Annotated in this window: 20 protein-coding genes and 1 pseudogene; 10 read left to right on the top strand and 11 right to left on the bottom strand. The window is 66.2% G+C overall.

The genetic code is table 11. The annotated features are described in order from the left end of the window. Nucleotides 1-278: 278 nt before the first annotated feature. Nucleotides 279-1,568: an MFS transporter gene (locus WS57_RS11390; RefSeq protein ID WP_040130499.1), complete on the top strand. Its 1,290-nt coding sequence runs from the start codon at nt 279-281 to the stop codon at nt 1,566-1,568. An 85-nt stretch (nt 1,569-1,653) separates the two neighbouring features. Here WS57_RS11390 and WS57_RS11385 read toward each other — a convergent pair. Then, a pseudogene (locus tag WS57_RS11385) lies at nt 1,654-2,758 on the bottom strand (LacI family DNA-binding transcriptional regulator). A gap of 73 nt (nt 2,759-2,831) precedes the next feature. Between WS57_RS11385 and WS57_RS11380 the strand changes: the two are divergent. Beyond that, entirely contained in the window at nt 2,832-3,668 is an 837-nt protein-coding gene (locus tag WS57_RS11380; RefSeq protein ID WP_009694062.1) for an NAD-dependent epimerase/dehydratase family protein, read from the top strand. 10 nt (nt 3,669-3,678) lie between these two features. Here the strand turns inward: WS57_RS11380 and WS57_RS11375 are convergent, their stop codons facing one another. After that, nucleotides 3,679-3,999: a DUF1330 domain-containing protein gene (locus tag WS57_RS11375; RefSeq protein ID WP_009694063.1), complete on the bottom strand. Its 321-nt coding sequence runs from the start codon at nt 3,997-3,999 to the stop codon at nt 3,679-3,681. Between the two features lie 197 nt (nt 4,000-4,196). Further along, nucleotides 4,197-4,484, bottom strand: coding sequence for a hypothetical protein (locus WS57_RS36990; RefSeq protein ID WP_155741171.1), 288 nt, complete (start codon nt 4,482-4,484; stop codon nt 4,197-4,199). A gap of 258 nt (nt 4,485-4,742) precedes the next feature. On the opposite strand from WS57_RS36990, the gene WS57_RS36985 reads away from it, so the two are divergent. After that, on the top strand, nt 4,743-5,084 hold the full coding sequence (locus WS57_RS36985; protein ID WP_155741170.1) for a hypothetical protein: 342 nt from the start codon (nt 4,743-4,745) through the stop codon (nt 5,082-5,084). Nucleotides 5,085-5,341: 257 nt separating this feature from the next. Continuing rightward, nucleotides 5,342-5,776, top strand: coding sequence for a hypothetical protein (locus WS57_RS11370; protein ID WP_069244226.1), 435 nt, complete (start codon nt 5,342-5,344; stop codon nt 5,774-5,776). Between the two features lie 117 nt (nt 5,777-5,893). Here WS57_RS11370 and WS57_RS11365 read toward each other — a convergent pair whose 3' ends face one another. Beyond that, the gene (locus WS57_RS11365; protein WP_059606167.1) at nt 5,894-6,370 is read right to left on the bottom strand and encodes a MerR family transcriptional regulator; all 477 of its coding nucleotides are present in this window, start codon (nt 6,368-6,370) and stop codon (nt 5,894-5,896) included. 77 nt (nt 6,371-6,447) lie between these two features. On the opposite strand from WS57_RS11365, the gene WS57_RS11360 reads away from it, so the two are divergent. Further along, on the top strand, nt 6,448-7,683 hold the full coding sequence (locus WS57_RS11360) for an NADH:flavin oxidoreductase/NADH oxidase family protein (protein ID WP_069244225.1): 1,236 nt from the start codon (nt 6,448-6,450) through the stop codon (nt 7,681-7,683). Between the two features lie 19 nt (nt 7,684-7,702). Here the strand turns inward: WS57_RS11360 and WS57_RS11355 are convergent, their stop codons facing one another. Beyond that, the gene (locus tag WS57_RS11355; RefSeq protein ID WP_069244224.1) at nt 7,703-7,930 is read right to left on the bottom strand and encodes a hypothetical protein; all 228 of its coding nucleotides are present in this window, start codon (nt 7,928-7,930) and stop codon (nt 7,703-7,705) included. 64 nt (nt 7,931-7,994) lie between these two features. Beyond that, nucleotides 7,995-8,315, bottom strand: coding sequence for a hypothetical protein (locus tag WS57_RS11350; RefSeq protein ID WP_009694068.1), 321 nt, complete (start codon nt 8,313-8,315; stop codon nt 7,995-7,997). Nucleotides 8,316-8,893: 578 nt separating this feature from the next. On the opposite strand from WS57_RS11350, the gene WS57_RS11345 reads away from it, so the two are divergent. Then, nucleotides 8,894-9,529, top strand: a complete 636-nt coding sequence (locus WS57_RS11345; RefSeq protein WP_009694069.1) for a LysE family translocator — start codon at nt 8,894-8,896, stop codon at nt 9,527-9,529. A gap of 170 nt (nt 9,530-9,699) precedes the next feature. Here the strand turns inward: WS57_RS11345 and WS57_RS11340 are convergent, their stop codons facing one another. Next, nucleotides 9,700-11,328, bottom strand: coding sequence for an NADP-dependent glyceraldehyde-3-phosphate dehydrogenase (locus tag WS57_RS11340; RefSeq protein WP_009694070.1), 1,629 nt, complete (start codon nt 11,326-11,328; stop codon nt 9,700-9,702). Nucleotides 11,329-11,890: 562 nt separating this feature from the next. Beyond that, a complete protein-coding gene (locus tag WS57_RS11335; protein ID WP_040130493.1) occupies nt 11,891-12,844 on the bottom strand; it encodes a LysR family transcriptional regulator in 954 nt (317 codons plus the stop codon). A gap of 217 nt (nt 12,845-13,061) precedes the next feature. Between WS57_RS11335 and WS57_RS11330 the strand changes: the two genes are divergently transcribed. After that, the gene (locus WS57_RS11330) at nt 13,062-14,087 is read left to right on the top strand and encodes a DUF1338 domain-containing protein (protein ID WP_069244223.1); all 1,026 of its coding nucleotides are present in this window, start codon (nt 13,062-13,064) and stop codon (nt 14,085-14,087) included. 197 nt (nt 14,088-14,284) lie between these two features. Here WS57_RS11330 and WS57_RS11325 read toward each other — a convergent pair whose 3' ends face one another. From WS57_RS11325 to WS57_RS37600, 3 genes are read right to left on the bottom strand one after another with little or no spacing between them, the layout of a single operon-like run. Next, the gene (locus WS57_RS11325) at nt 14,285-14,482 is read right to left on the bottom strand and encodes a CsbD family protein (RefSeq protein WP_009694074.1); all 198 of its coding nucleotides are present in this window, start codon (nt 14,480-14,482) and stop codon (nt 14,285-14,287) included. 56 nt (nt 14,483-14,538) lie between these two features. Continuing rightward, a complete protein-coding gene (locus WS57_RS11320; RefSeq protein ID WP_040130491.1) occupies nt 14,539-14,886 on the bottom strand; it encodes a BON domain-containing protein in 348 nt (115 codons plus the stop codon). A 47-nt stretch (nt 14,887-14,933) separates the two neighbouring features. Further along, nucleotides 14,934-15,098: a hypothetical protein gene (locus WS57_RS37600; RefSeq protein WP_009694076.1), complete on the bottom strand. Its 165-nt coding sequence runs from the start codon at nt 15,096-15,098 to the stop codon at nt 14,934-14,936. A 405-nt stretch (nt 15,099-15,503) separates the two neighbouring features. Here WS57_RS37600 and WS57_RS11315 point away from each other — a divergent pair, with 405 nt between their 5' ends. The 3 genes from WS57_RS11315 to WS57_RS11305 all read left to right on the top strand — a co-directional run bounded on the left by WS57_RS11315 (nt 15,504) and on the right by WS57_RS11305 (nt 18,885). Next, complete coding sequence (locus tag WS57_RS11315; protein ID WP_009694077.1) at nt 15,504-17,036, top strand: helix-turn-helix transcriptional regulator; 1,533 nt, start codon at nt 15,504-15,506, stop codon at nt 17,034-17,036. 165 nt (nt 17,037-17,201) lie between these two features. Then, a complete protein-coding gene (locus WS57_RS11310) occupies nt 17,202-17,387 on the top strand; it encodes a CsbD family protein (protein WP_009694078.1) in 186 nt (61 codons plus the stop codon). A 346-nt stretch (nt 17,388-17,733) separates the two neighbouring features. Beyond that, a complete protein-coding gene (locus tag WS57_RS11305; protein ID WP_060252455.1) occupies nt 17,734-18,885 on the top strand; it encodes a branched-chain amino acid ABC transporter substrate-binding protein in 1,152 nt (383 codons plus the stop codon). The last annotated feature ends 9 nt before the right edge of the window (nt 18,886-18,894 follow it).

The following is an 18,894-nucleotide window of genomic DNA, read 5'->3' as shown; positions in this document are numbered from 1 at the left end:
TGCGGCCCGTCCACGGCGCCGATCGATCCGGGAAAAACGGTTAACGCCATATTGCGAAACGGTCGTCTCTTTTCCGGGCGGCAAACAAGAGATGACTCATCGAAATCCCCGACTGACAGCACCTCCGCAAAGCTCCTATCCTTTGAAAAACGTTTTCCAAATCATCGAGCGATCGGCTGCGCCGCGCAGGGGACGCGTGGCGCGGCCCGCTCCGGCGCCTGTCGCCGGTCATGAACATCGTGCGGCGCGACGGGCGCGGCCGCACATCGGAGACATTCATGCAATCTGCCGTCATCGGCGTCGCGCGCGCCGCCAGCCGCTACCGCTGGGCCGTCTGTGCGCTGCTGTTCTTTGCGACCGTCATCAACTACATGGATCGGCAGATCCTCGGCCTGCTCGCGCCGATGCTCCAGCACGACATCGGCTGGAGCCAGGTCCAGTACGGCCGGATCGTGATGGCGTTTTCCGCGTTCTACGCGCTCGGCCTGCTCGGCTTCGGCCGCATCGTCGACTGGCTCGGCACGCGCATCTCGTATGCGGCGGCGATGCTGGTGTGGAGCATCGCCGCGATGCTGCATGCGGCAGTCGGCTCGGTGAGCGGCTTCGCGTTCGTGCGCGCGCTGCTCGGCATCGGCGAGGGCGGCAACTTCCCGGCGGCGATCAAGACGACGGCCGAGTGGTTTCCGCGCCGCGAACGCGCGCTCGCGACGGGCATCTTCAACTCGGGCGCGAACATCGGCGCGGTGTTCGCACCGGCGATCATCCCGGCCATCGCGGTCGCGTACGGCTGGCGCGCGGCGTTCGTGATCGTCGGCGCGATCGGCCTCGTGTGGCTCGCGGTGTGGCTCGTGTTCTATCGCCAGGCCGATACGCGCGCGCTTGCCGCCGAATACGACGAGCCGCGCGACGAGGCCGAGGCGCTCGACGCCGCGAACGCGGACGCCGGCGCGCCGCGCTGGGGCGAACTGATCCGCAAGCGCGAGACGTGGGCGTTCCTGATCGGCAAGTTCCTGACCGATCCGGTCTGGTGGTTCTATCTGTTCTGGCTGCCGAAGTGGCTCAACGAGTCGCGCGGGATGGACATGCAGCACATCGGCCTGCCGCTCGTCTGCATCTATGCGCTGACGACGGTGGGCAGCATCGGCGGCGGCTGGCTCTCGTCGCTGATGCTGCGCTCGGGCTGGAGCGTGAACGCCGCGCGCAAGACCGCGATGCTGATCTGCGCATGCTGCGTGCTGCCGATCGCGTTCGTGTCGCAGGTGCAGGACCTGTGGGCCGCGGTGCTGATCGTCGGCCTGGCCGCCGCCGCGCACCAGGGCTGGTCGGCGAACCTGTTCACGACCGCCTCGGACCTGTTCCCGCGCCGCGCGGTCGCGTCGGTGGTCGGCATCGGCGGGATGGCCGGCTCGCTCGGCGGCGTGCTGTTCTCGGAAGTGATCGGCCAGGTGCTGCAACGCACCGGCCATTACTGGGTGCTGTTCGCGATCGGCGCGTCGGCATATCTGATCGCGCTGGCCGTGATGCACGTGCTGACGCCGAAGATGAAGCCGGCGAAGCTCGATGCCTGAGCGTGTTGCCCCGGTTGCGAAGCGCGCCGCCCTCGTTGGCGGCGCGTTTGCGTCGGGGCGTCGCGATGCCGGCGTTGCGGGCCGTTCAGCCGATCGCCGCCGTCGACGCGCGCACGATCAGCCGCGGCTCGAACGTCGAATAGCTCGCGTCGGTGCGCCCGGCGAGCGCGTCGATCAGTTTCTGCATCGCGAGCTCGCCCATGTTCTCGCTCTGGATATCGACGGTGGTCAGCGCGGGCGCCGCGTACTGGCCGTACGGCACGTTGTCGATGCCCGCGACGGAGACGTCGCGCGGCAGCTGGAAGCCGAGCGACGCCGCCTCCTTCATGAAGCCGAGCGCGATCAGGTCGTTGTAGCAGATCACCGCCTGCGGACGCTGCGGCCCGAGCATCACGCGCGAGCATGCACGTTCGCCGGCCTCGGCGGTCGGCGCATGCGCGTCGTGCACGTCGAGCGTGAGCCCGGCTTCGGCGAGGCAGTCGCGCGCACCCTGGATCCGTTCGTCGTTGACGCGCGCCGAGCCGAAGCCGAGATACGCGATGCGTGTGTGGCCGAGGTTCAGCAGATGACGCGCAAGCATGTAGGTCGACATCCGGTTGTCGATGCCGACGCTCGGCAGCGACAGGGCCGGGCTGCGGCGCAGCAGCACCAGCGGCTTGTGCAGGTCGAGCATCCAGCCGGCTTCGTCGTCGGGCATCCGTGTGCTGACGATCAGCCCGTCGACGCGTTGCGCCAGCGCTTCGATCAGCGAGCGTTCGCGCGCCTGGTTCTCCTCGGTGTCGACCAGCAGCAGCGTGTAGTCGTGCTGCAGCGCGACGCGGTTCGCGCCTTTCACGACGTTCGTGAAGTGCGGGTTGCTGATGTCAAGGATCACGAGGCCGATGGTGCGCGTGCGTCCGGTGATCATCGAGCGCGCGAGCGGATTCGACCGGTAGCCGAGCCGGTCGATCGCTTCCTTGAGCCGCGCCTCGACGTTCGGCGAGAAACGCTGCGTGCCGTTCACGTACTTCGACACCGTCGCGACCGACACGCCGGCTTCCGCGGCCACGTCGCGGATCGTCGGGGAAACTTTTTTCATCCGAAGGGTAACGTTTTCGTTCGATAAGGCCGGATTGTGGCAGAAAAAGCCGTCGCAGAGCCGGGGCCTCGCCATCGGGAAAATGCGGATGGCCGGGAAGGGTATCCGGCATTGACGTTCCGGGCGGGTCGCGCGTATAGTCGGAAAACGTTTTCCAAATCAGTTCAGAATTTGAAGGAGATCCGATGAACGCTTCATCCACCGGAACGGCGAAGCCGTTCGGGCGCCTGCTGCTGACGGGCGCGGCCGGCAACCTCGGCCGCCAGTTGCGCGGCGCGCTCGCGAACTGGGCCGACGTCGTGCGCGTGAGCGATATCGCGTCGCTCGGCGATGCGGCCGCGCATGAAGAAACCCGCGTCGTCGACCTGGCCGACCGGGCGGCGGTGATGCAGCTCGTCGACGGCGTCGATGCGATCGTCCATCTCGGCGGCATCTCGATCGACGCGCCGTTCGACGATCTCGTCGACGCGAACATCACCGGCACGTACAACCTGTACGAAGCCGCGCGCAAGCACGGCGTGAAGCGGATCGTGTTCGCCAGCTCGAATCATGCGATCGGCTTTCATCCGGTCACCGAAGTGCTCGACGCCGATTCGCCGCAGCGTCCGGACAGCCTGTACGGCGTGACGAAGTGCTTCGGCGAGGCGCTGTCGCGCTACTACTTCGATCGTTTCGGAATCGAGACGGTGTGCCTGCGGATCGGTTCGTCGTTCGAGGAGCCGAAGAATCCGCGCATGCTCGTCACGTTCCTCAGCTATCGCGACTTCATCGAACTCGTGCGCTGCTCGCTGCTGACGAACCGCGTCGGACACGCGATCGTGTACGGCGTGTCGGACAATCCGGTGAAGTGGTGGGACAACACGAAGGCCGGCTTCCTCGGCTTCCGGCCGCGCGACAGCTCCGCGCAGTTCGCGGAGCGCTTCCCGGTGACGGCGCCCACCGCGGACTACGACGATCCCGCGCAGCGGTTCCAGGGCGGCGGCTTCGTGGTCGGCGAGCCGATGGAGCGGAAGGCGTCGTAAGCGACGCGCATCAGCGCAGGATATCGGTCGCGCGGTGCTGCGCATCGACGCCGTCGATCAGGATCAGCGGCCCGCTCGCATGGCGCGCGCGTAGCGGCTGGATCGCGCGGTACGCGTCCGACGTGTACCACGCGCGGGCCGTGTCGAGATCGGCGAACGCGATTGCGATCAGGTCGCCGCGCCACTCGCCCTCGCGCACGTCCGGACGCGCGCCGTGAATGACGAAGCGGCCGCCGAACGGCGCGAGCGTGCCGTCGATGCGTTCGAGGTATTCGACGATGTCGTCGCACATTTCGACGTCGTGCAGGTGGGCGATGGCGTATGCGGTCATGGTGGGCTCCGTGGTGCGATGTGGTCCGGTTCGGCGGTCGATGGGTTCATGATCGGTGCGCGTGTGACGTGCGTCGATTACCTGGGACGTAAGGGAAATTTGGCGGGTGGTGGGCGATACCGTACGCTCCGGCGGATCGACGTGCGCGCCGTGCAGCGCACCCGCGTCATTTCTGCATACGTTGTATTCCTGTCTTTTCAACGCTGACGTCTTTTTGCCCTTTCGTACCGTTGAGGCAAGGGCGTCTGCCCGAAGGCCCGCGTCGGACATTCCGCTGCCCCGAGCGACGGTTCGACAGTGCGGCTCGGATCGCCGACAATCGCTTGCACAAGCGTCAGCCAGTTCGCGTCATCGTTGGCTTCCGGGGCAACTTTATCCAGCAGTGAGGCACTACGATCATGGGTATAGGCAAGTGGTTCGAGCGAGTTCAACGTGATTCCTGCAATGCCGGCCCGTCTGAAATGCTTACCTTGGGCAATGCTCATCGAATCCTCTCACCGGTTGTCGATGCAGCGTTGGAGGGAAGAGGGTTCGAGCCCATCGCCCCCCTCAAATGGGCGAGATTCGATGGGACGCCGATACGCCAGATGTTTGCGTTTGCGCCATGGAAAGGCGGTGTAATAGCGCCACAATGGGGATTTTCCTTCGACTTCGTTCCCCACGTATCAGGTAATTCCGTTCGATGGCCTCGGACCAATAAGTCCGCGAAACTCGATCTCTGCGTCGATGCGCGAGATAGAGCGTTGGACATCAGCCTGATCCGCGGAGAGCAAGCCTTTGTTCGAGTCGCGCCGCGGATAGTTGAAATGGCAGTCTCGCGCGCGGACGAACTCTGGCGACGCGTCAACTCGCTGGAAGACGTTGTGGCCGCATTCGAGTGGCTGCGAGGATATTTGTCGGGCGGAGGATTGGGGTTCTACAACTACGTCCGACATCCGCTCGCGCTTGCCTTTGTGCTTGCGAAGGTCGGTGACGATGCTGGTGCACGCCGGGAACTGGAGCTCTTTCTGAAGGGGCGCTCGCCCGAAGAGCCTGTTTCGGTTCGTGTACGGAAACTATTATCCGAAGCCGCGCAGAATCGCTGACAGTCTTTCGCGGATAGACGCGCAATGTGGTGTTGAACGGGAGCAACGTGCCTTCTCGAAACCGGATGAAAGCGTTCATATTGACCGTTCTTTCGGCCTGTCTGAGGCAACTGCACACGCCGCGGGAATAAAGTTTGCGCGGATTCCGGCTGATGCCGACGGCCCGCCGTTAAAAGCGATAGCGTGGACACCGTGCACGGGGCCTGCTGAACGGGTGCCGATCGAACCATATGCCATGAAGGGCGGTAGGAGGGCACGTGAAGCGTTTCAATCCGACGCTCGTAACGAGCACGACATCGAAGCTGGCAGAAGGCGCCATCGCGGCCGCGGTTCTGCTGGCGTGCTCGATCCCTTACACGTCGGCCTATGCCGAACCCGTTGTCACCGGGCCACTCAGCATCGACGGCTCGCTCGTCGTCCTCGGGCCGGTGACGGTCGACGGCTCGCTGACGGTGGCCGGCGAGATTCATGCACACGGCCCGGTCACCGCGGCTCGTATCGAACGCATTTCTCCCGACGACCCCGCCATACGCAGGCGTCAGGGAGACAACAAGTTTCATGGCCCGCTTACTGTGCATGGCGCGCTGATCGTACACGGCGATCTGGAAGCGCAGGGCCCGATCACCGTCGGCGGCCCCGCTGCTGCCGTCGGAGCCGTGGACGCCGAGGGGCCGATTACCGAGCGTCATTGAATTCGTGTCGTGCGAGACGTCCGACGATTTGCAGAATTCGGTCGGTTGATTCCTCGACCGCTACTCACGGCAAGCACGCCGGCGGTGTTCGATGTGTCTCGAGTGGCGCTCCCAAGCTCAAGCCCGCTTCCGCACCGCCCCAAGCGCCCGTGCAGGCCGCACGGGCGCGGCATCCAGTTCCGCCTCGTCGGCTTCCGCGCACATCCGGTCGAGCATGCGCTGCGCCGCACCCGCGCAATCCTCGCCGGCCGGCTTGGTCTCGATCGTATCGACCAGCGTCTGCAGATGCTGCCGGTTTTGCGCGAGACGCCGTTCGAGCGACGCAATCTCGTCGATCTTGTGCCGCAGCGCGTGCAGCAACTCGTCGCGCGGCCATGCGCCGAGATCGGGCGGCAGCACCGCGCGAATCTCGTCGAGCGTGAACCCCGCGCGCTGCGCACGATCGATGATCGCCAGCCGCGTCAACGCTTCCGACCCGTATTCCCGATACCCGTTCGCCTGCCGCCGGGCCGGCTCCAGCAGGCCGCTCGCTTCGTAAAAGCGGATGCGCGACGCCGCGAGGCCGCTCGCGCGCGCCAGTTCACCGATCTTCATGTCGTGCTCCAAAAGGACTTGACCTTGAAGTGAACTTTAAAGTTATCGTCGCGCATCAGTCAATCGAGGACGCACTCATGAAACTGTTCGCACCCCTGACGCTGCCTAACGGCGCGATGATTCCGAACCGGCTGGCCAAGGCCGCGATGGAAGAGAACATGGCCGACGCGGATCACGCGCCGTCCGACGCGTTGCTGCGCCTGTACCAGGCGTGGGCCGACGGCCGGGCCGGGCTGATCCTGACCGGCAACGTGATGGTGGACGGCCGCGCGATGACGGGGCCGAACGGCGTCGTGCTCGAGAACGACGCGCATCTCGAGCGCTTCAGCCGCTGGGCGCAGGTTGCGCGTTCCGGCGGCGCGCACGTATGGATGCAGCTCAACCATCCGGGGCGGCAGATGCCCGCGGCACTCGGCCAGACGACGCTGGCGCCGTCGGCGGTGCCGCTCGATCTCGGCTCGCTGTCGAAGCAGTTCCCGGTGCCGAAGGAGATGACGGCGACCGACATCGACGACGTGCAGCAACGCTTCGTTCGCACTGCCCGGCTCGCGGAGCGCAGCGGCTTTACCGGTGTGCAGATCCACGCGGCGCACGGCTATCTGCTGAGCCAGTTCCTGTCGCCGCTGACCAATCGTCGTCAGGACGCGTGGGGCGGCAGCATCGAGCGTCGTGCGCGCCTGCTGCTCGATATCGTGCGGGCCGTGCGTGCGGCGGTATCGCCCGGGTTCGTCGTCGCGGTCAAGCTCAATTCGGCCGATTTCCAGCGCGGCGGCTTCAGCGCGGACGATGCGAAGCGTGTCGTCGAACTGCTCAATCCGCTCGGCGTCGATCTGGTGGAACTGTCGGGCGGCAGCTACGAAGCGCCGGCGATGCAGGGGCAGGCGCGCGACGGCCGCACGCTTGCCCGCGAGGCGTACTTCCTCGAATTCGCACGCGACATCGCGGCCGTCGCGCGGATGCCGCTGATGGTTACCGGCGGGATTCGGCGTCGCGCGGTGGCCGAGCAGGTGGTCGACAGCGGCATTGCGATGGTCGGCATCGCGACCGCGTTGTCGATCGATCCGAACCTGCCGCGCGACTGGCAGGCGGGCAAGGACAGCGTGCCGCTGCTGCAGCCGATTCGCTGGAAGAACAAGGCGTTGGGCGCGCTCGCGAACATGGCCGTGGTGAAGTTCCAGCTCGGGCGGCTCAGCGCAGGCCGGCGGACGAATCCGTCGGTGTCGCCGCTGCGTGCGCTGGTGTCGCAGCAACTCGCCGCGCAGTGTCAGAGCAGACGGTATCGGAAATGGATGGCGCGGCGGGTGGCGCGGTAAGCAACGCAACAGCGTTCGTTCATTCATCGCGCGCCGGGCCGGGCGGCACGTCTGGCGCGTCGTCTTCCGTATCGCCGGATATTAAATCGGAAAGATCGGCAGGCGACAGCCGCCGCATCGCCCGCTCGACGTCGTGGTCATAGCGGCGATCGTTCGGGTCGAACTGCTTCTGCGCTTTGCGCCCGTATCGTTGGATGAAAACGCCCAGTTCGCCGGCGAGTCGGGACTTGCGGGTCTTGATGCTCATGCGGCGATGTTATCGGCCATGTCCGTATCCTGGCAATGGCCGCTCGCCGGTGCACGGCGCCGGCTCACACCGGATACGCATCGTCGACCTTCAGGTTCGCGAGCCGAAACAGCGTGCGCAGCGTCTGCGGATGAATGTCGCGGCGTGCGGCGAGCGAGGTCAGGATGAAGTCGAGCACCTTCGCATAGCGAAGCAGTACGAGGCAGCGCGCGAGATCGGTGGTGCCGCGCATGGCTTCGGCCAGGCGGACCATCTCGGTGGACAAGCTGCGCGCCATCTCGAGTTCCATCTGCTGTTTTTCGGTCCAGTCGGGCAGCGGCTGTTCGAGCAGCTTCGCGAGAAAGAGCTGGAACGACGTGTCGGATGAGTTGGGCAGCGCATCCATGAATGGCCTCATTGCTTGCACGGATCGATCGGGCGCGTCCGGCGACGCGGCTTTTACCGGAAAGCGGATGCAGGTTCCGTACCAGCCCACGCCGCGATGCCCGGGCGATGACGAGCCGGCATCGCGTGCCGGTCGCTCAGGCCCGTCGGCGCGGGCTCGCGGCGGAAGTCGAGGTGGGCATCCACGCGCGCGTCGTCGCGGCTATCGACCGAGCGGCACGCGGCGCAGACGCGAAATGCTTCACGGATGTAACGTAACGCGCGCATGAAACGCGTCGTCGAGTTCCGCGCCGACGGCCTGCGCGCCTGCCCGGCACGCGTTCGGCATGCACCGTCTGCGTCGGCAACAGGTTGGCGCGGCTCGGCGAGCCGTGCGGGGCGACATTCGCGGGATCGTGGCATCTCGCGGCGGGCGCGCCGAGTGTTTCATAACCGAGACCGGGATGCGATCGACGCAACGGATCGGGCAGCGAGTGCCGTCCTTGCCGCGCAACTGGCCCAGCGGATCGCCGCACAACTGTCCATGGGCAGGCGGCGCGCATCGGCGAACAATTCCCGCATCGCGTCCCGGGACCCGCCATGAGCACTCACACCTTTTTCACGGCCAACCTGCTGCTGGCTTATACGGCTTATTTCGTCGGCACGGCCAGCCCCGGGCCGAGCAATCTCGCGATCATGTCGGTCGCCGCGCATCATGGCCGGAAGGCGGCGCTGACGTTCGCGCTCGGCGTGATATCGGGATCGATGTTCTGGGCGACGATTGCCACGCTCGGCGTGTCGGCGGCACTGCTCGCCTGGTCGAAGCTGCTCGTCGCGATCAAGCTGTTCGGCGGGCTGTATCTGCTGTGGCTCGCTTTCAAGTCTGCGCGCACCGCCATCGCGACCCCGGCTTCGTCGTCGGCGAGTCCGGCGTCGAGCGAGCCGCGGCTCGCGCGCTTCTATGCTCGCGGCGCGATGCTGCATCTCACCAATCCGAAAGCGATCCTCGTGTGGGTGTCGATCGTCGCGCTGTCGTCGAATGGTGCGGGCGCGTCGCACGGCGCCGTCGTGCCGGGCTGCGTCGTGATCGGATGCGCGGTGTTCGGCGGCTATGCGCTGGTGTTCTCGATGGACGGTGCACGCCGGCTGTACGTACGCTGCCGCCGGGCGATGGAGGCGTGTCTCGCCGTCGTGTTCGGGGTGGCGGGTGTTCGGTTGCTGGTGTCGAACGTGTAAGGCGGTGCGTTGCGCGGCAGGGGCCGTCGTCGATCCACGTGCGTATCGCGGTCGCGGCACGTGAGCAAGGCACGACAGCGGACGGCAGCAACGATCCCGACCACGACGAAAAAAGTCCGCTGCACTCCCGTACAGCGGACTTTCTCAAACCGGCCACATCCGCATCCGCGTCAGAAAATGAAACCCGTATTCACGAACTTCGAGTAGTGGTCCGACACGATCGTGTCGAGCAACTGCTTGCTGCTGTCCGTCTGCTTCGCCGCCACCATCGAGCGGATCGAGAACGCGCGCAGCGCATCGCTTACCGACAGCGTGCCTTCCGCCGAATCCTTGCGCCCGGCGAACGGGAACACGTCCGGGCCGCGCTGGCACTGGCAGTTGATGTTCACGCGGCACACCTGGTTCACGAGCGGATCGACGAGCGCGCCGATCTGCGCCGGATCCGAGCCGAAGATGCTGACCTGCTGGCCGTGGTCGGACGTCGTCACGTAGTCGAGCGCGGTTTCGACGTCGTCGAACGGCGCGACCGGGATGATCGGCCCGAACTGTTCCTCGCGATACAGCTTCATTCCCTCCGACACCGGATACACGACGGCCGGATAGAACAGCGTCTTGCAGAACACGCCGCCCGAATCGTTGACGACCTGCGCGCCCTTCGCCTTCGCATCGTCGATCGCGTCCGTCATGTACGCGGTGCGATGCATGCCGGGCAGCGGCGTGATCGCCACGCCTTTCTCCCACGGCATGCCGACCTTCATCTTCGCGAGTTCGGCGGTGAAGCGCTTCAGGAACTCGTCGACGATCGAGCGGTGCACGAGCAGCATCTTCAGCGCGGTACAGCGCTGGCCGTTGAACGACAGCGCGCCGAGCAGGCATTCCTTCACGGTCAGGTCGAGATCGGCGTCGGGCAGCACGATCGCCGCGTTCTTCGCATCGAGGCCGAGGATCGCGCGCAGCCGGTGCGACTTCGGATGCTGCTTCTTCAGGTGATCGGCGACCTTGCTCGATCCGATCAGCGCGAGCACGTTGATCTTGCCCGACGCGAGCATGTGCGGCACGACCACCGCGCCCGGTGCGTAGATCGTGTTGATCACACCCTTCGGGAACGCATCGCGGAACGCCTCGAGCAGCGGCTCGAACAGCAGCGTGCCGTACTGCGGCGGCTTGAACACGACGGTGTTGCCCATCAGCAGCGCGGGGATCAGCGTCGCGAAGGTTTCGTTCAGCGGATAGTTGTACGGACCCATGCACAGCACGACGCCGAGCGGCGTGCGGCGGATCTGGCCGATCGTGCCTTCCGCGATCACGAAGCGCGAGTTCGCGTTGTCGAGTTCCTTCAGCGCGTCGATCGTCTGCGTCATGTACGTGACGGTGCGGTCGAACTCCTTCTGCGAGTCGGCAAGGCTCTTGCCGATCTCCCACATGATCAGGTTCACGACCAGCTCGCGCTGCGCGACCATCCGCTTGATGAAGTCCTGCATGCACGCGATGCGTTGCTCGACCTTCATCGTCGGCCATTCGCCGCGACCGGAATCGTAGGCGCGCACCGCGGCGTCGAGCGCCGCGTCGCTTTCCGTTTCCCCCATCACCGGATAGCTGCCGATCTCGACCTGTTCGACGCTGCCGTCCGGCTGCCGCACGCATACGGGCGACAGCACGGTCTTGGTCGCGCCGTCCCACGGCCGCAGTTCGCCGTCGACGAGCGACACGCGCTGGTGGATCGGCGAGCTGAGCCGGTATTCGGCGGGGATGTCCTGGACGGCGGGAAACAGTTGCTGCAGGGAGGCGGAATCGGGCATGACGGTCTCGCTTGACGGGGTGTCCGGGAACGGACGGGCGATACGGAATCCTGAGCTGGCGGTCCTCGATCCTGAATCAGCATGATGACGCGCAGACGGCGGCGCGTCACGCACCGGCATGGCCGAAGCAAGGAATGGAACCAGTTCCATTAAAAAGGAACCCCGGGCCGAATGCAAGATTTACCCCGCGCGTTCGCTGACGCGGAAAGCAAAATGTAAAACTGTGTCGGAATATCGTGTATAACGCGTTCCGCGCTTGCGCAAACGTTTCACGTCGACGAATTTGGGCGGATAATGGCGCAGCGCGGCGAAGTAAAAAATGCAGGGAACCTGAGGGAGCCTACGAAGTGAACGACGAAACGCTGCCGCGCTGCCGAAGCGAGGTCGGCTGCCCGGAGCGCCGGGTCGGGGTTGCCCGGCCCGGCGCGCACCGGACAGGGAACCGCTTCTCCTTCGACCCGTCCTTCTCCGCGACAGTGTCGTCGCGATTCTCTTCTTTCCTTCGCTACCGTTTCCGACTGCCTCGTGAAGCGAGCCGGGCCGGACGTCGCAATGCGACCCGCTACTCGACGTCCTCGTCATCCTCCAGATCGGCGTCCACGGTCACCGCATCGCCCCCCGGCGCCGCATACGCGCTCGCCTGTTCAAGCAGCCACGCGCGAAACAGCTCCAGCGGCTTGCTATGGCTGAACTCGGTCGGATACACGAGGTAGTACGCCGAATCGCCGACCGTCGCTGCGTCGCACGGGACGACCAGCCCGAGCTGCTGCAACTGCTCCTCGACGAAGAACTTCGGCACGAGCGCGATGCCGAGCCCGGCCGCGGCCGCGCTGATCAGCATCGTATGCAGCTCGTAGCGCACGCCCTGCATCGTGCGGATGTCCTCGACGCCGTGCGACTCGAACCATTGCGCCCACGCGCCGGGGCGCGTGGTCGAGTGCAGCAGCGGATAGGCGAGCAGATCCTCGACGCGCTCCACCGGCCCGTCGAGCAGCGCGGGCGAGCAGATCGGCACCACTTCCTCGCCGAACAGGTAGTCGGACGACGTGCCGGGCCAGGTCGGCTTGCCGTAGTGAATCGCCGCCTCGAAGTGCGTGTCCTCGAACGAGAACAGGTCGGTGCGACTGCCCATGTTGACGCGCACGTCGGGCGTGCGGTCATAGAAGCTCTTGATGCGCGGGATCAGCCAGTGCGACGCGAAAGTCGGCAGCACCGCGAGTTCCAGGTAGCCGCCGCCGCTGCCGTGCGCGATGATCGACAGCGTGTCGCGGTCGAGCGCTTCCAGCGCGCGCCGCACCTGCGTGCCGTACAGCTTGCCGGCGCGCGTCAGCACGACGCGCTGCTTGACGCGCGCGAACAGCCGCACGCCGAGGCTCGATTCGAGCGTCGCGATCTGCCGCGATACCGCGCTTTCGGTCAGGAACAGCTCCTTCGCTGCATGCGTGAAACTTTCGTGGCGCGCGGCGGCTTCGAACGCGACGAGCGCGCCCATGTTGGGGATCTTGAATTTACGCATGATGTTCGATAAGTCGGACGATGGGGCGCGGGCCGCGACGGCCGGCGACTGACCGCGGATAATTCCAAAAACTCATCACGTGTCAATTTAATCTCGCTTTACGCCCGGCTGCAAGCCTTTGAATAATGCATCCCGTGCAAGGCCAGGCGCCCGCGGGCGGCCGGCCGACAAGTTTGCCGGCACGCTTTGCCGGCCGGTCCCGACACGAGAGATCCTGATGCGCAACCCGAATATCGACAGCTTGCTGACGAAGCTGCTGGGACAGGCGAAAACCGACGCCCTGTTCGCGACCCTGAACATGCCTGCCATTCTCGACGAGTGGGAACCCGGCGTCGTGACGCGCGCGGAGATCGCGCAGGCGATGAACATGGCGCTGTTCGAGGGGCTGCTCGACCGTTCGGCGAATGGCCGCGCGTACACGGCCGACGCGGTGCGGAACGGCGGCTCCGTCTATTTCGATCACGGCGCGCTGCGCACGGTGCGCTGGCCGCACACGGGCGCGCTGCCGCCGGGCGAGGCCGCGTTCACGCGGATCCTGCGTCCGCTCGGCTTCCGCCTGAACGGCCGCTATCCGCTCGACAAGCTCGGGATGACGGGCCGCGCGTACGCGCATGAGGATGCCCCGGACGAGATCGCGCAGTTCTTCGTCAGCGAACTGCATCCGGAACGTTTTTCGAAGGAATTCCAGCAGGCCGTGACGAACGTCGTGAGCTCGTCGCGCGATCCGCTGTCGCCGGCGGCCGTTGCGCTGCTGTGGGAAGTCGAGCGCGAAGGCTGGCTGTCGCTCGACGCCGCGCATCAATTGCTGCCCGAGATCGTCGGCGCCTTCGCGCGCCAGCACGACGTGCCGAACGAACTCGACTACGAAACGCTGCTGCTCGAGTCCGCCGAGATGGCGTGGATCGCGACCGAAGGCAATGCATTCAATCACGCGACCGACCGCGTCGCCGACGTGTTCGCGCTGTCCGACGACGAGAAGGCGAAGGGCCGGCCGATGAAGCCGGAAGTCGAGCACTCGCGTTCGGGCCGCGTATTCCAGACCGCTTACCGTGCGGATACGGTCGAGCGCGAATTCCGCACGCGCGATGGCGGCATCGTGAAGCGCAACGTGCCGGGCTCGTTCTACGAATTCATCACGCGCAAGCGCACGTTCGACCAGGCGCAGCGCCGCTGGGTGACCGACCTGCGCTTCGATGCCGGCAATGCGCAGGGCATCTTCAAGATGACCGCGAACGCGAAGTAAACGCGAAGCGCGCGCCCTCGGGCGCGCGCCATCGCGGTACGCATCGCGTTTTCAGAACAGGTGCGTAATCAGATAGAACAGCACCAGCACCCCGAGGGGCACGCCCAGCAACCACGCGATCAGATATTTGCCCATCTCGTCGTCCTGACAGGGAAAGCCGCGACGCCGGCGGCGCCGCGGCGGGTTGCGTCACCGCATTACAGCTCGCGGTCGAACTCCTTCAGCTGCTTCTCGGCTTCGTCGCGGGCGATCCCGTAACGCTCCTGGATCTTGCCGGCCAGATACTCGCGATTGCCGTCGGCCACCTTGAGATCGTCGTCGGTCAGCTTGCCCCACTTGGCCTTGAGCTTGCCCGAGAGCTGCTTCCATTGGCCCTTGATCTTGTCCTCGTTCATCATGTGCTCCTTGGTTCAGGTCAGGAAAATGCGCGGCGGCTCGCCGCGCAGCGTGGTCAGGCCTTTGCCTTCAGGCCGGATGCGTCGACGTGCTTCACGCCCTTGATCGCGCGCGTCACCGCGACTGCCTTCTTCACGGCGATCTTGCTCGGCAGCACGCCGGTCAGCGTGACGACGCCGTCGATCGTCTTCACGCCGATGTCCAGGCTTTTCAGCCCGTCGGTGGTCGCGAGTTCGCTCTTCACCTTGGTCGTGATCCACGTGTCGGTGACGGGCTGGCTCGATTCGGCCGCCGTGCCGTCGCCGGACGAGGCCTGCGCATGGACGTTCGCCATGGGCGCGACGCCGAGCAGAAAGGCCGCGCTGACGGCGAGCAGCGTCGAAAGATGCGGGGTCTTGTTCATAAAATTCCTCCCTCGGTTGGCGTGATGAATGAATGCGACCGTGTGCGTCACTTCACGATCGGCGTGTCGTAGCCGGGTTCGCGCGGCGGCATGTCAGGGCGCGGCGGGTCCGGCGGCAGCGGAACGGGCGGATCCGTGCCGGGCGCCGGCTCCGGCGGGTTGTCCGGATGCGGTTCGGGCCGCGTCGGATCGGGTGTCTGGTGCAGCTTCATCGTTGCATCTCCTGTGCGGTTCGGGATGGCAGCGCATGAGCGCCGATGCAAGTCCAGCGTACCGGGGCGGGCGGGGCGCGACATCGCGCAAATTCACCTGATCGACTAGTGCATTCGCACCGGACACGCGCAGCGGCAGTCGCGGGCTGCGCGGGTGTGCGCGCGGCGCAAGTCGGACGCGATGCGGGCGCCCGCACGCGCATGTCGTGCAACGGCGGCCTGGCGCACACCGGCGACGCGCGGTGCGAATGTACTATTGCGGGTAGTGCATTCGCGTCTGCCCTGCGGACGCGCGGCACGCGATCATCGCCACACGCGCCGGGCGGCGCGTGTCGGCGCGTGCGGCGCCTGTCGGTACGGCAGGCGACCGGTGCGACGACCTTGCTGACGACGTGGAACCCATCGATGGACGAACCCGTAAACGAACAGGCGTTGAAATCGCATACCGATCGGCGCCAGCTGCACCAGATCATCGCCGGGCTGACCGAGGGCGTGATCCTGATCGAGCCCGACCAGCGGATCGTGTGGGCAAACGAGGCCGCGCTCGCCATGCACGGCGTGACCGAACTGAAAGCGCTCGGCGCGGACGTCACCGACTATCGCGAGCGCTTCCGGCTGCGCTATCGCAACAACCATCCGGTGCGCGACGGACACTATCCGATGGATCGCGTGATTGCCGGCGAGGAATTCAGCGACGTGACGGTCGAAGTCGAATCGGCCGCCGACGAGAACGTGACCTGGGTGCACCGGATCCGCAGCCTCGTGCTGACGAACGCGGCCGGCGAGCCCGACTGTCTCGCGCTGGTGCTGCACGACGCAACCGAATGGGCGAGCGCCGAGCAGCGCTTCGAGCGCACCTTCAACGCGAATCCGGCGCCGGCCGTGATCTGCCGCCTCGACGACCTGCGCTACGTGAAGGTCAACCAGGGCTTTCTCGACATGACGGGCCACGCGCGCGACGACGTGCTCGGCCGCTCGGTGTACGAACTCGACGTGCTCGAACACGCCGATCGGCGCGAACTCGCGATCGAGCGGCTCAGCGAAGGCGCGACGATCCCGCAGATGGAGGCCGTGCTGAAGCTCGCGGACGGCGGCACGAAGGCGGTCGTCGTCGCGGGCCAGCCGATCGACATGAACGGCGAAGCGTGCATGCTGTTCACGTTCATGGATCTCGAACCGCGCAAGCAGGCCGAGCGCGCGTTGCGGCAGAGCGAGGAGCGCTTCGCGAAGGCGTTCCGGATGGCGCCGGTCGCGACCGCGATCGTCACCGCGGACCGGTTCGAGCTGCTCGACGTCAACGACGCGTTCGTCGGCATGACCGGGCATGCGCAGGCCGACGTGCTCGGCAAGTCGGCCGAGGAGATCGGACTGTGGGCCGAGCGCGGCGCGCGGCAGCGACTCGACGCCCAGCTCGCACGCGACGGCAACGTGCGCAACGCGGACGTGCAGATCCGCACGCTGGACGGCGACGTGCGCGACTGCCTGGTGTCGGCCGACCCCGTCGCGATCCACGGGCAGGACTGCCTGCTGGTCGCGCTGCTCGACATCAGCGATCGCAAGCGCACCGAGATGGAACTCGTGTATGCGATCGAGACCGCGATGCAGGATGCGTCGTGGTTCAGCCGCACGCTGATCGAGAAGCTCGCGAACGTGCGGCGCGCGAATGCGCCGGACGCGGGCGCGCAGCTGTCGGACCTGACCGCGCGCGAGCGCGACGTGTTCGACCTGCTGTGCCACGGCCTCGCGGACAAGGAAATCGCCGGCCGCCTCGGGCTGGCGCCGAACACGGTGCGCAATCACGTCGCGACGATCTACGCGAAGCTCGACGTGCACAGTCGCGGCGAGGCGATCGTCTGGGCGCGCGAGCGCGGCATCGTCGGCGCGGCCGATGCGAACGGCGCGCGCGGCGACAAGGCCGCGAAGCGCGACAAGGAGTAGGCCCGGCGCAGCCCTCGCGTTCCTGGATCGGTGCGGATGCACCATATGCGCTGGTGCATCCGCATCTGCCGCGTGCGGCGGCCGTTTGCGATCCTGTCCATTCGACGGCGCGGCGCCACGCCGCCGTGATCGTCGGCTCTGTGTCGAACACTGCAGGAGACGACCATGGACAGGAATCGCATCGAAGGCAAGCGCAAACAGGTGAAGGGTTCGGTCAAGGAAGCGCTCGGCAAGGTCACGGGCGACCGCAGGGCGGAAGCGGAAGGCATCGCCGAGCAGAAGGCCGGCAGGCTGCAGGAGAAGGCCGGCGAAGCGGCGGACGCGGCGCGCCGCAATACGGAACGGCACTGACGCGACCGGCGCGGTCCCAGCCGGACTGATGCCGTGCCGGCATGACCCGCTCGACGCAGCCGCAGCGGGCGCCGGCGCCGCACGCGCGCGACGCGTGCCGCCCGCGGCGCGCCGTTGCACGGCTTACCGCCGATCCGCGCACCGGAACTTGATGACAATTCCTCACAACATAGTTCCGATATTTCGTTTGCTGCGCGGGTATTGGCTACCCACAATCCTTTCACCTCCTTCGCGGTGAAAGCTCCCCTCGAGACGGAACCCGGACGTGTGCCGACGCGCGGGAGGTCGCGCCGATGCGCTCTGCTGCGCGTCGTCCATCGACCCACCGAAGAAAAGGACTGTTCCGATGACGTTCCGACTCCGCTCGCTTTCCGGCCTCGCGCTGACCGCCGCGCTTCTCGCGTTCCAGACCGGCCCGGCGCATGCGCAGGAAACGGTGGTCAAGGTCGGCGTGGCCGTCCCGCTGACGGGCGGCGGCGCCGCATACGGCAAGGACATCGAGAACGGCGTGCGGATGGCCGTCGACGAGGCGAACGCCGCGCGCACGACGATCGGCGGCAAGCCGGTGAAGTTCGTCGTGACGTCGCAGGACGACCAGAGCGATCCGCGCATCGGCGTACAGGCCGCGCAGCAGCTGACGGACGGGCAGGTCGCGGTCGTGATCGGCCATTTCAATTCGGGCACGACGCTGCCCGCTTCGAAGATCTACGCGAAGGCCGGCATTCCGATGATCACGCCGTCGGCGACCAATCCGGACATCACGCGCGCGGGGCTTGGCACCGTCTACCGCGTGATCGCGACCGACACGCAGAACGCCGGCAACGCGGGTGCCTACGCGGCGACCGTGACGAAGGCGAAGCGCATCGCGATCATCGACGATCGCACCGCGTTCGGCCAGGGCGAGGCCGACGAATTCGAGAAGGCCGTGAAGGCGAACGGCGGCACGATCGTCGCGCGCGAATTCACCAACGACAAGGCGGTCGACTTCAGCGCGCAGCTCACGAAGATCAAGAGCGTGAACGCCGACCTGGTGTTCTTCGGCGGACTCGACGCGCAATCCGCGATGCTCGTGAAGCGCATGCGCCAGCTCGGCATCCGCGCGCAGTTTCTTGCCGGCGGCGGCGTGATGAACGCGAATTTCATCAAGCTCGCGGGCAACGCGGCGGAAGGCGCGGCCGTGTGGGAGTACGGGCAGCCGTTGTCGCGGCTCGCGAAGGGCAAGCTGTTCGAGACGAAGTTCAGGCAGAAGTACGGCGTCGACATGCTCGCGTATGCGCCGTTTGCGTACGACGCGACGTGGATCGCGATCAACGCAATGCAGAAGGCAAACTCGACGAAGCCGGCCGATTTCAACGGCGCGCTGAAGAGCACGCGCTACGACGGGATTACCGGCACGATCGCGTTCACCGACACCGGCGACCTGAAGAATCCGAGCTCGACGCTGTATGAAGTGAAGAACGCCGCGTGGCAGCCCGTCACCACCAAGTCGGCGGATTGAACGCGAACG

This window comes from Burkholderia pseudomultivorans (assembly GCF_001718415.1).
In the GTDB taxonomy this organism is placed as follows: domain Bacteria; phylum Pseudomonadota; class Gammaproteobacteria; order Burkholderiales; family Burkholderiaceae; genus Burkholderia; species Burkholderia pseudomultivorans_A.
Note: the sequence above shows the minus strand (reverse complement) of the source record. Positions and strands in the feature narration are given on the sequence as shown.

What these genes read in the sequence shown, in the direction of transcription:
- WS57_RS11365 (WP_059606167.1), bottom strand. Translation starts at nt 6,370, where the DNA reads ATGAAGATCGGTGAACTGGCGCGCGCGAGCGGCCTCGCGGCGTCGCGC.
- WS57_RS37600 (WP_009694076.1), bottom strand. Translation starts at nt 15,098, where the DNA reads ATGAAGCTGCACCAGACACCCGATCCGACGCGGCCCGAACCGCATCCG.
- WS57_RS11305 (WP_060252455.1), top strand. Translation starts at nt 17,734, where the DNA reads ATGACGTTCCGACTCCGCTCGCTTTCCGGCCTCGCGCTGACCGCCGCG.
- WS57_RS11335 (WP_040130493.1), bottom strand. Translation starts at nt 12,844, where the DNA reads ATGCGTAAATTCAAGATCCCCAACATGGGCGCGCTCGTCGCGTTCGAA.
- WS57_RS11325 (WP_009694074.1), bottom strand. Translation starts at nt 14,482, where the DNA reads ATGAACGAGGACAAGATCAAGGGCCAATGGAAGCAGCTCTCGGGCAAG.
- WS57_RS11320 (WP_040130491.1), bottom strand. Translation starts at nt 14,886, where the DNA reads ATGAACAAGACCCCGCATCTTTCGACGCTGCTCGCCGTCAGCGCGGCC.
- WS57_RS11375 (WP_009694063.1), bottom strand. Translation starts at nt 3,999, where the DNA reads ATGACCGCATACGCCATCGCCCACCTGCACGACGTCGAAATGTGCGAC.
- WS57_RS11340 (WP_009694070.1), bottom strand. Translation starts at nt 11,328, where the DNA reads ATGCCCGATTCCGCCTCCCTGCAGCAACTGTTTCCCGCCGTCCAGGAC.
- WS57_RS11315 (WP_009694077.1), top strand. Translation starts at nt 15,504, where the DNA reads ATGGACGAACCCGTAAACGAACAGGCGTTGAAATCGCATACCGATCGG.
- WS57_RS11330 (WP_069244223.1), top strand. Translation starts at nt 13,062, where the DNA reads ATGCGCAACCCGAATATCGACAGCTTGCTGACGAAGCTGCTGGGACAG.
- WS57_RS11345 (WP_009694069.1), top strand. Translation starts at nt 8,894, where the DNA reads ATGAGCACTCACACCTTTTTCACGGCCAACCTGCTGCTGGCTTATACG.
- WS57_RS11390 (WP_040130499.1), top strand. Translation starts at nt 279, where the DNA reads ATGCAATCTGCCGTCATCGGCGTCGCGCGCGCCGCCAGCCGCTACCGC.
- WS57_RS11350 (WP_009694068.1), bottom strand. Translation starts at nt 8,315, where the DNA reads ATGGATGCGCTGCCCAACTCATCCGACACGTCGTTCCAGCTCTTTCTC.
- WS57_RS11360 (WP_069244225.1), top strand. Translation starts at nt 6,448, where the DNA reads ATGAAACTGTTCGCACCCCTGACGCTGCCTAACGGCGCGATGATTCCG.
- WS57_RS11355 (WP_069244224.1), bottom strand. Translation starts at nt 7,930, where the DNA reads ATGAGCATCAAGACCCGCAAGTCCCGACTCGCCGGCGAACTGGGCGTT.
- WS57_RS11310 (WP_009694078.1), top strand. Translation starts at nt 17,202, where the DNA reads ATGGACAGGAATCGCATCGAAGGCAAGCGCAAACAGGTGAAGGGTTCG.
- WS57_RS36990 (WP_155741171.1), bottom strand. Translation starts at nt 4,484, where the DNA reads ATGAGCATTGCCCAAGGTAAGCATTTCAGACGGGCCGGCATTGCAGGA.
- WS57_RS11380 (WP_009694062.1), top strand. Translation starts at nt 2,832, where the DNA reads ATGAACGCTTCATCCACCGGAACGGCGAAGCCGTTCGGGCGCCTGCTG.